Source organism: Szabonella alba (assembly GCF_016765775.1).
GTDB classification, from domain to species: Bacteria; Pseudomonadota; Alphaproteobacteria; order Rhodobacterales; family Rhodobacteraceae; genus Szabonella; species Szabonella alba.
In genome coordinates this window covers 1-9073 of the sequence record NZ_JAESVN010000024.1, presented here as the reverse complement: position 1 = coordinate 9073, position 9073 = coordinate 1, and the positions used below count along the sequence as shown (strand labels likewise).

Sequence of the window (9073 nt, the reverse complement as noted above, 5' to 3'; positions counted from 1 at the left end):
GATCATGCAGGGGCGGAACAAGACCCCCGTTCAACAGGCGTGGGAATACGCCATGAACGCGCGGGGCGTGAAATGGGTGCTTGTCTCGAACATGATCGAGCTGCGCCTTTATGGCTTTGGCGAAGGCACCACCGCCTATGAAGCCTTCCAGCTCGACCGGCTGACCGATCCCGACGAATACGCCCGGTTCATGCTGCTTTTGTCAGCCGATAGCCTGCTGTCGGGCCGCACCCTCGATCTGCTGAAGCAAAGCCGCGCCGAAGACCGCGACATTACCGACAACCTCTATCACGACTACAAGGCGCTGCGCCTGAAGCTGATCGGGGCTGTCCAGGCGGCAGACCCTGCCATCGCCCCTCTGGACGCAATCGCCGTTGCACAGAAAATCCTCGACCGGGTGCTGTTCATCGCCTTTGCCGAAGATACCGGCCTGCTGCCCGACAACACCCTGTCACAGGCCTTTGTCACCCGTGACCCCTACAACCCCCGCCCGGTCTGGGACAATTTCCGGGGCCTGTTCAACGCCATCGACAAGGGCAGTGATGCCCTGAAAATCCCCCGCTACAACGGGGGCCTGTTCCGCCAGGACGACACGATAAACGCCCTGACCCTGCCCGATGATGTGTGCGAAGGGTTCAAGACGATTGGCGACTATGACTTCGCGTCCGAAGTGTCTGTCACCGTCTTGGGCCACATTTTTGAGCAATCCATCGCTGACGTTGAACGCCTTCAGGCGCAGGCGCGGGGCGAGGAAACCGAAGACGCCAAGGCTACCGGCACCACAGGGCGGCGCAAGCGTGACGGGGTGGTCTACACCCCCGACTACATCGCCCGGTTCATCGTGGCCGAAACGCTTGGCGCACATCTCGAAGAATCCTTCACCGGAATCTTGCGCGCCCATGCCAAGGCCGGGGCCGATCTGTCCGACTATGCCGCCATCCAGTGGCGCAGAAAATCGGCCGAGCTGGAAGCCTGGCAAGCCTACCGTGACCGGCTGAAGACCCTGCGCATTGTCGATCCCGCCTGCGGATCGGGCGTGTTCCTGATCATGGCCTTTGACTACCTGAAGGCCGAGCTGGGGCGGGTGAACGACAAGATTGCCGCGCTGCAAGGTGAACGGCACATCCAAGACCTGATCGATCCCGACAGCGAAATCCTGACGAACAACCTGTTCGGGGTGGATGTGAACTCGGAAAGCATCGAAATCGCCAAGCTGTCGCTCTGGATCAAGACCGCCCGTCGCGGCAAGGTTCTGGACAGTCTGTCGGGCAACCTGCGCGTGGGTGACAGCCTGATCGAAGACAGCAACTTCGCTTATCTAGATCATGCCTTCACCTGGGAAACCGCCTTTCCCGGCGTCTTTGCCGAAGGCGGGTTCGACGTGGTTCTGGGCAACCCGCCCTATGTCCGCATGGAACACCTGAAGGCGCTGAAGCCCTATCTGGAAAAGCGGTATGAGGTAGTTTCCGACAGGGCCGATCTTTACTGCTACTTCTTCGAACGGGGCCTGCGCCTGCTGAAGCCGGGCGGGCGCTTGGGGTTCATTTCCTCGAACACGTTCTTCAAGACCGGATCGGGCAAGCCCTTGCGCGAATATCTGCGGCGCGAAGCGACCATCGAAAGTGTTGTCGATTTTGGCGACCTTCAGATTTTCGAAGGAGTTAACACAACACCCGCCATTCTGACCATGAAACGCGGATCGGCACCCACGGGGCATGACCTGCGGTTCTGGCAACTGGACGCGCTGCCAGAAACCAACTTTCAGGCCACATGGAACAAGGCCGCAGGGCCGTATCCGCAGGCCGCCCTTGGGGCCGGTTCATGGGAACTGGAAAACACCGCCTTGCGCACCCTGCGCGACAAGATCAGGATCGGCAAGAAGACCCTGAAGGACGTCTACGGATCACCGCTCTACGGTATCAAGACCGGCCTGAACGCCGCCTTTGTGATCGACAGCACCACCAAGGAACGCCTCTGCGCCCAGGACCCCCGGTCTGCTGATCTTCTGAAGCCCTTCCTTGAAGGCAAAGACCTTCAACGCTGGCGGGCAGAACCGCGCGGCCTTTGGCTGATCTACATTCCCAAGAACCGGATCGAGATTGACGACTACCCGGCCATCCGTGATTGGCTACTACCCTTCAAGGCCGATTTAGAAGCCCGCGCCACGAAACAGGAATGGTTCGAGCTGCAACAGGCGCAAGAAGCATATGCGCCCCACTTCGCTGCACCCAAGATCAGTTATCCGCACTTCTCGCAGGGCCGGAAGTTTTCTTTTGAGCCGCAAGGCTACTTTTCAAACGACAAAACCTATCTCATCCCGTCTGAAGATAAGGCACTTCTGGGATTGTTGAACTCTACCCTGATCTGGGGTGTGCTACGCGGCATTTGCACCGCAATGCGCGGGGGCGAGTGGCGCTTAGAGCTACGGGTTCAGTATCTGGAACAAGTGCCCATCCCGGCGTGGAACGATAGCGCGCGGGCCGATCTTGCCGCAGCAAGTGACCGGGCCAGCAAGGCGGCACAGGAACGCCTGACCCTGCAAGCCGCCCTGACCCGCCGGATTCCCGATCTCTGCCCCCCTGGCCGTGACCCCAAGCTGACAACCCGGCTTCAGGAATGGTGGACCCTGCCCGACTTCGCCGCTTTCCGGGCCGAGGTGAAGAAGGTGTTCAAGGCTGACATACCCCTGGCCGAGCGTTCCGCCTGGGAAGACTGGATCACCCGCGACCGAACTGAGATCGCCCGCCTGTCAGCCGAGATTGCCAAGGCCGAAACCCAGATCGACAGCATCGTCTATGGCCTGTTCGACCTGACCCCCGACGAAATCGCGCTGCTGGAAAGCGTGGTGTGACGGGCCAGCGATGGCTTTGAAGGAAGATGGCAAGAAATAGGAACGTTAACTTCAAACGGCACCCCGCGCCCCGCCTTAGGGTGATCTTAGGCAAGCACCGCCATCATGCTTGCAATTTTCGCTAGCATAACCTACCTTGCCCCGATGAACAGCAAGCACCGCAAGACCCTTGCCGCCGTCTTCACCGATCCGGTGTCAGGCACCATCGAATGGGCGGCAGTCGAAAGCCTGCTGCTGGCGGCAGGTGCGCGGCTGATCGAAGGGCGCGGGTCACGGGTGCGGTTCGAAAAGGATGGCGAGGTAGCGACGTTCCACCGCCCGCACCCTGCCAAGGAAGCGAAGCGATACCAGGTGCGCGATGCCCGCGACTTCCTGGAACGAATCGGGGTGAAACCATGACCAACACCATGACTTACAAGGGCTATGCCGCCCGGATCGAGTATGACGACGAAGATGGAATTTTCACAGGCCGGATTGCCGGTATCCGTGACGGGGTGGGCTTTCATGCCGACACCGTGGAAGGGCTGCGCGAAGCCTTCCATGAGGCTGTCGAAGACTACATCGAGACCTGCGCCAAGATCGGCAAGGAACCGCAGAAGACCTATTCGGGGCAGGTCATGTTCCGTGTCAGCCCTGATGTTCACCGCAAGGCTGCGCTGGCCGCCGAGCTGTCGGGCAAGAGCCTGAACCAGTGGGCCGAAGAAGTGCTAGATCGGGCCGCAGGGTAGAAAGAGAGCTACTGACTATTCACTTTGCGCGAGCCAAGCTCGTAGCCCGTCAACGGATAACAAAAAATTATCCCCATCAATTTGAGCAGTGAGGCTTTTCATAATGCAGCAATTACACTGCATGCACATATCATTTATGGAGATACCCCCACCACTACTGCCTGAACCCGGCGTGCGGTCTACGTCCCCCCAAGTTCCATCCTGCATGCATTGTTGAGAACCTCTGATTGCACCTTCAGAGTATGACTGCCCTGCATAAACACATGTCGCAGCCTCAGAAAATGCAGTTCCTGTAAGGAAAAATGTAATTATGGCCGAGTAAAGCACATGGCGCATTGTTGTGTCCCATCATTACAAAAATGAGCTTGCCGAGGTAATCGCGTCAAGTCAACTTGAATGTCTTCTGCGACCTATGAAGTATACGTCCCTATTTCTTGCCAACTTCACACCCATCAAAAACCCCCCTTTTTCAGCATCGGGCCGAAGCGGGCAATGAAGGACAGGTTCACAGCATGTTCGAACGTGTCGTGTTCGTCGCAGAGGCGTTCATAGGTGCGCCAGTGCATGCCCTTGGGCTTGCCCCACCCTGACCCTTCCAGAACGCCCCCAGGCCAGCCCATGCGGTCACGGATGCGATGTGCCCGCCGTGCAGCTCGATCCCCGGTGTCTTCACGCTGCGAAGGATAGGCAAGCTGGTAGCACTTGCGGCAAGCGAAGATGCCACCGCCATAGATCACCGCAACACGTTGGCCGCACCCACGGGCGGGGCAGAGGAACCAGTGCCGTTCGCCGCCCATGTGGCATGGTGTTGTCGTCAGGTGGACGGGATAGCTTTCGTCTTTCCATTCATTGCCGCCGCCGCTTCTGTGCCGATAGGTCAGGATCACGCGCCCCAGCTCTGCCCTGACGTTGACCGAGGCGACGACCTCGCCATGCCGCGACCAGGTGATGCGCCGGTTTGCCCCCGGCGTCAGCATACCTTCGCGCTTCAGCCATCGCACATCAATCGACCGATAGCCTTCTGTCGTGTCCTTGGACCCGAAATGCCATCGCCGCCCGCTTCCACTACCGCCCATGACCCCTCACAGATTTTGCCGAAATCATTTGGCAAGATGCCCGATACCCTCGCAGGGGCGATATGCGGGCCTCTCAGTGCCTTTCTGCTGCCGCCTGCCGCATCCACCCATATTTGGCTTCCCTAGCTTCTAGCACGGGTCTGGCGCGCTCTTGGGCGGTCTTCCCGATTGCTTCCGAGATGCCGAACGCCTTTCCCTTGATCTCGGGCGGGGCCGGGTGCTTGGCATGCTGGGCTGCGATGTATTCCGCCCATTCAAGGGCGCTTTGCTTGTCGTCTTTGCGGTTGTTCATGTTGATCTGCCACCCGCCACAGACGGAACGCGCCACCACGTCCGCCGCGTAGGGCTTCAACACAAAGGCCGCAGAGCTGCCGCTTATGCGCTCGATCACGGCGACGAACTGGGCCAGCTTGTATGAGGGCCAGAAGATCGACAGGTGAACGTGTGAACCCATGTCCATGCCCACGTCGCGCCCCCAGAGGGCGGCAAAGGGCAATCTCTCAGAGCGACACAGACGGGCCAGCTCGTCGCGGGTGTATTTTTCCCGTTCCCATTCACCGCGCCCGAGGCAATGACCTTCGTTGCGTTCGCCTGCCGTCTCAAGAGCCGCCCAGGTGATCGTGAGGCCGATATTCAGGGGCCAATCCATCGCATAGGCGAACGCCACCGCTTCACGGAACCGCATGAGCTTGTCCCTCTCTTTGCGCCTCTCATGGCGTGACGGACGAGGGCTTTTGTCTCCTACTATAGGAAAGGGCCGTGCCGCTGGCCTCAGCACCCGTTGAACAAAAGGGGTTTCTGCAATCTCGTCGGAATATCTCGTCGCCAGATCAAACACGGGTGTTTTTCTCAGGCATTCTCTGCCGCCGCGTTTTCGTGCTGGCCTAGCCATGCCTCGAAAGCGTCCCGCCTGATCCGTTGCACCGCGCCGATCCGCACAATGGGGGGCGTTTGCTTCTGGACGACGAGCTTCTGCCAGGTGCTGCGACTGATCCCCATTGCCGAGATTACATCGGCCACCGTCATTAGCTGATTTTGGGTTACTGTTTTCGCCATCATCTATGCCTTGTGTCAGATCACAACATGCCGTTGTTATGATATAACACAAGCAGACGCACTTCGAAAGGCTTGTTCGGAACAAAACGGCAACTTCGGGGTTAAAGAATATCTCTGAAAGAGATAGTTAAACAGTTAGCCGATCTGGGCGCTCAAAAATGCCTCGTCTTTTCAGGCTATTGCACCTTTATTCCGCCAAAGTGGACGGGTGATACCCCGAATGAAAACGGGTGATACCCCGAGTCCCTGAACGGGTGATACCCCGAGTCCGAAACAGACTTATCCACAGGTTCAGAGCTTGTAGCGCCGATCCTGTCGCCACTCGATCTTGTCCGGGTCACGGTTGATCGACAGCGACGGACCGTTCGCGCCCTCGATCTCTCGCAGCGAATATTCGGGCAGGGTGTTGCGCGTGATGGCTTTCCGCAGATCACGGGCGAAATCGCCGTAGCTCTGGGATGATCCGCTGCGCCCGTGAAGGTCACGGAAGGTGAATATCCACCCGGCCTGCTTGCCTACATGGCGACGGGCGAGGCGATACAGGAACCGATCAAGGCCGCTTGTCAGGTCAAAATACTTGGGCGAAATCGCCAGGACGTCCCGGTCCTTGGTCACGGCCTCGAACAGCCATGCCGGAAGCTCTAGCCATGCGCCCTTGGCCTTGCCATCGTCGCTTTCCTCGATCTGGAAGGCCGATAGCAGGTTGAACGCCCCGAGCTTGCGCCGCTTCCCTTCCAGGGCTGGGCTTTCATAGGCGACACCCGTTGCCCGCAGGCGATGCAACGCGGCCTTCAGCTCTGCATAGCCTTTGCCGCCCGTATCCCGTCCGACCGCGCTTAGCAGATTGTAGGGGTGAAACTGGACGCGGGGCGACACAGGAAGACCAGCATTCACCGCCTCGTTGATCTGCGAGATTGCCCACAGAAGGACGTCATAGTCCCAGATCGTCGCTACCCCGTATTCCTCTGGGGCAGTCACAAGCACTCGTTGCCCGCTGGGGCCTTCCCATTCAATCCGGGTGCGCTTGTTCTTCGACAGGGCCACAAGGGGCGCGCTCATGGCTTCCCGCTCGTCACGGAACGGCACATCCCCGATCAGGGCGACGAACAGGTCAAGCTGGCGGTTCTTGCTCATGCCGCTTGGGCCTCGATCTCGTTTTCCCGTGCCATGACATTGCGCACTGTCGCGGCATACCACAGGCCGCCCCGCGCCGTCTTTATGCCGCGCGTGTTCAGCTCGTCCGCGATCTGGCGAAGGGAAACACCACGGGCTGCGATCTGGCGAATAACCGGCAAGACATTTGCCGCATGCTGATCGGCTTTCCTTGCGTTGCGCTCTGCCCCCTTGCGGGCCGCGTGGCGCTGTTCCCCTGCCCTTCCCGGCATGGACCAGCCCAAGGCCACACCACGGGCTTTAGCCGCCGCCAGTGCCGCGCGGGTGCGGTCTGAAATGGCTTGCGCCTCATGCTCTGCGACTGCCGCCATGACGTGCAACAGGAAGCGGTTTGCCTCTGGCATATCTGCCGCTGCGATCTCGACCCCTGCTTCCAGAAGATTGGCAATGAAGGCGACGTTGCGGGCGAGGCGGTCCAGTTTGGCGATCAGAAGAACAGCGCCGATCCGCTTGGCCTCTGCCAGGGCGCGGGCGAGCTGCGGGCGGTCATTCTTCTTGCCACTTTCGATCTCGACATATTCCGCTGCGATCTCGCCCTTACCCGCGACGTGATCCGCCACCGCCTTGCGCTGCGCGTCCAGGCCAAGGCCGCTCTTGCCTTGGCGATCCGTGCTGACCCGCAGATAGGTGACGTAGTGCATGATGCGATCCCCCGAACCTTAACATTTCTCAACAGATGTCAGGTTTTGTCAGGTGTATAAACACCCTACGTCCGTTGCGTCTTTATACATCTATGCGTATTTACGTATTTCCGCAAGCGCGCAAGTGTGAATTTATGCGTTTGCGACTCTGCGGAACTGCGGTAACGTCAGCCCATGAAAACGATAGTCATAGCCGCCCAGAAAGGCGGGGCCGGGAAAACCACCCTAGCCCGCAACCTTGCCGTTGCCGCCTCTCAGGATGGCCGCGACGTCCTTTGCCTCGATCTCGATCCGCAAGGCTCACTGCGCGCCTGGTGGGAAGGCCGGGATGCTGACGGGCCTTCAATGCTGGACCGTGACCCCGCGCCAGATGTTCTCAGGGCCACCCTGAACGCCGCACAGGCGCAATTCGATCTATGCATCATCGACACCCCGCCAGCCGCGCCGGAATGGCTGGCCGAGGCGCTAGGGGCCGCTGATCTGGTGTTGATCCCGGTTCGCCCCTCGCCCGACGATCTGCGCGCTGTAGGGGCCACGATTGCCGCCGTGAACGCTGCCCGCGTCCCATTCGCCTTTGCCCTGTCACAGACCCCCCGCGCCAAGATCACTGACGAAGCCGCCCGCGTCTTGGCGCAACATGGCCGTGTCGCGCCGGTCAATATCGCGCAACGGGTCAGCTATGCGGAAACCGGGGCAACGGGGCAGGGTGTCACCGAAACAACCGACGACAAGGCGGGGGCCGAGATTGCCGCTGTCTGGGCCTACGTGAAGGGAATACTCGATGGTTAGGAAATCACTGTCTCTTGACGGGATGCTCAACACACAGACCCGCCCGATAGATACCGGCATACCGCAACGGGGCGCGACCCTTCAGCCGCCCAGCAAGGCCGCAAAACCGGCCAAGAAGCGCGAAGGGGAAAAACGGCTGACGCTCGCCCTCGATGGCGAAACCTATCGCCGCCTGCGGATGCATGCCGCCGAAACCGATCAGACACACCAGGACATTCTAGAAGCTGCCCTTGCGGAATACCTTAATCGCGCAAATGCGTAGTTACGTAAACGCATATTTGCGGAAGTGATATTATGAACCTTTTCAACCGCAAGACCCTGAAACGGCACATAAAGCCCGCGACCATCCCCGCCGATCACTTGGCCGCACTGGACGCCTGGGCCGAAATGATCCGCTCTGGCCGTGTCTACGCCCTGAAGGAAACCGCCCTGCATGGGCAATTCGCGGCAAAGATCATCGAAGGTGTTCTTGGCTATCACGGGCCTGCGGGCGGGGCCGATTACACCGTCGCCACCGAACAGGCGATCTTGCGGGGCAGTGTCGATCTGGCCCTTGGCCGGTTCGGGGGAAAGACCCCTGAAATCCTTGCCCCGTTCGAGCTGAAGGGGGCCGATACCCGCGACCTGGACGCGATCATGCAGGGGCGGAACAAGACCCCCGTTCAACAGGCGTGGGAATACGCCATGAACGCGCGGGGCGTGAAATGGGTGCTTGTCTCGAACATGATCGAGCTGCGCCTTTATGGCTTTGGCGAAGGC

At 59.8% G+C, this 9073-nt stretch carries 11 protein-coding genes; 6 read left to right on the top strand and 5 right to left on the bottom strand.

Going from position 1 to position 9073, the window contains the following annotated elements; all coding sequences use genetic code 11:
- The 3 genes from JL811_RS19550 to JL811_RS19540 form a co-directional block, all read left to right on the top strand.
- The coding region (locus JL811_RS19550; protein ID WP_237685095.1) for an Eco57I restriction-modification methylase domain-containing protein at positions 1-2851 on the top strand (2851 nt) is incomplete at its 5' end.
- A gap of 105 nt (positions 2852-2956) precedes the next feature.
- A complete protein-coding gene (locus JL811_RS19545; RefSeq protein ID WP_237685094.1) occupies positions 2957-3250 on the top strand; it encodes a type II toxin-antitoxin system HicA family toxin in 294 nt (97 codons plus the stop codon).
- The gene (locus JL811_RS19540; protein ID WP_202690386.1) at positions 3247-3579 is read left to right on the top strand and encodes a type II toxin-antitoxin system HicB family antitoxin; all 333 of its coding nucleotides are present in this window, start codon (positions 3247-3249) and stop codon (positions 3577-3579) included. The genes JL811_RS19545 and JL811_RS19540 overlap by 4 nt, the downstream gene beginning before the upstream one ends.
- Positions 3580-4031: 452 nt before the next feature.
- Here JL811_RS19540 and JL811_RS19535 read toward each other — a convergent pair whose 3' ends face one another.
- From JL811_RS19535 to JL811_RS19515, 5 genes are all read right to left on the bottom strand, one after another.
- Positions 4032-4655: a hypothetical protein gene (locus tag JL811_RS19535; RefSeq protein ID WP_202690385.1), complete on the bottom strand. Its 624-nt coding sequence runs from the start codon at positions 4653-4655 to the stop codon at positions 4032-4034.
- Between the two features lie 73 nt (positions 4656-4728).
- Positions 4729-5340 (bottom strand): hypothetical protein, encoded by a 612-nt coding sequence (locus JL811_RS19530; RefSeq protein WP_202690384.1) that lies wholly within the window; start codon positions 5338-5340, stop codon positions 4729-4731.
- Between the two features lie 164 nt (positions 5341-5504).
- Positions 5505-5714, bottom strand: coding sequence for a helix-turn-helix transcriptional regulator (locus JL811_RS19525; protein WP_202690383.1), 210 nt, complete (start codon positions 5712-5714; stop codon positions 5505-5507).
- 288 nt (positions 5715-6002) lie between these two features.
- Positions 6003-6845 carry a replication initiator protein A gene (locus JL811_RS19520; RefSeq protein WP_202690382.1) on the bottom strand — a complete coding sequence of 281 codons (843 nt, stop codon included), beginning with the start codon at positions 6843-6845 and terminating at the stop codon, positions 6003-6005.
- Complete coding sequence (locus tag JL811_RS19515) at positions 6842-7525, bottom strand: recombinase family protein (RefSeq protein WP_202690381.1); 684 nt, start codon at positions 7523-7525, stop codon at positions 6842-6844. The genes JL811_RS19520 and JL811_RS19515 overlap by 4 nt, the downstream gene beginning before the upstream one ends.
- A gap of 174 nt (positions 7526-7699) precedes the next feature.
- Between JL811_RS19515 and JL811_RS19510 the strand changes: the two genes are divergently transcribed.
- The 3 genes from JL811_RS19510 to JL811_RS19500 form a co-directional block, all read left to right on the top strand.
- Positions 7700-8314: a ParA family protein gene (locus JL811_RS19510; RefSeq protein WP_202690380.1), complete on the top strand. Its 615-nt coding sequence runs from the start codon at positions 7700-7702 to the stop codon at positions 8312-8314.
- Positions 8307-8576 carry a CopG family transcriptional regulator gene (locus JL811_RS19505; RefSeq protein ID WP_202690379.1) on the top strand — a complete coding sequence of 90 codons (270 nt, stop codon included), beginning with the start codon at positions 8307-8309 and terminating at the stop codon, positions 8574-8576. The genes JL811_RS19510 and JL811_RS19505 overlap by 8 nt, the downstream gene beginning before the upstream one ends.
- Before the next feature lie 32 nt (positions 8577-8608).
- A partial coding sequence (locus JL811_RS19500; protein ID WP_202690378.1) for a hypothetical protein occupies positions 8609-9073 on the top strand: 465 nt, incomplete at its 3' end.

What these genes read in the sequence shown, in the direction of transcription:
- JL811_RS19545 (WP_237685094.1), top strand. Translation starts at nt 2,957, where the DNA reads ATGCTTGCAATTTTCGCTAGCATAACCTACCTTGCCCCGATGAACAGC.
- JL811_RS19540 (WP_202690386.1), top strand. Translation starts at nt 3,247, where the DNA reads ATGACCAACACCATGACTTACAAGGGCTATGCCGCCCGGATCGAGTAT.
- JL811_RS19535 (WP_202690385.1), bottom strand. Translation starts at nt 4,655, where the DNA reads ATGGGCGGTAGTGGAAGCGGGCGGCGATGGCATTTCGGGTCCAAGGAC.
- JL811_RS19530 (WP_202690384.1), bottom strand. Translation starts at nt 5,340, where the DNA reads ATGCGGTTCCGTGAAGCGGTGGCGTTCGCCTATGCGATGGATTGGCCC.
- JL811_RS19525 (WP_202690383.1), bottom strand. Translation starts at nt 5,714, where the DNA reads ATGATGGCGAAAACAGTAACCCAAAATCAGCTAATGACGGTGGCCGAT.
- JL811_RS19520 (WP_202690382.1), bottom strand. Translation starts at nt 6,845, where the DNA reads ATGAGCAAGAACCGCCAGCTTGACCTGTTCGTCGCCCTGATCGGGGAT.
- JL811_RS19515 (WP_202690381.1), bottom strand. Translation starts at nt 7,525, where the DNA reads ATGCACTACGTCACCTATCTGCGGGTCAGCACGGATCGCCAAGGCAAG.
- JL811_RS19510 (WP_202690380.1), top strand. Translation starts at nt 7,700, where the DNA reads ATGAAAACGATAGTCATAGCCGCCCAGAAAGGCGGGGCCGGGAAAACC.
- JL811_RS19505 (WP_202690379.1), top strand. Translation starts at nt 8,307, where the DNA reads ATGGTTAGGAAATCACTGTCTCTTGACGGGATGCTCAACACACAGACC.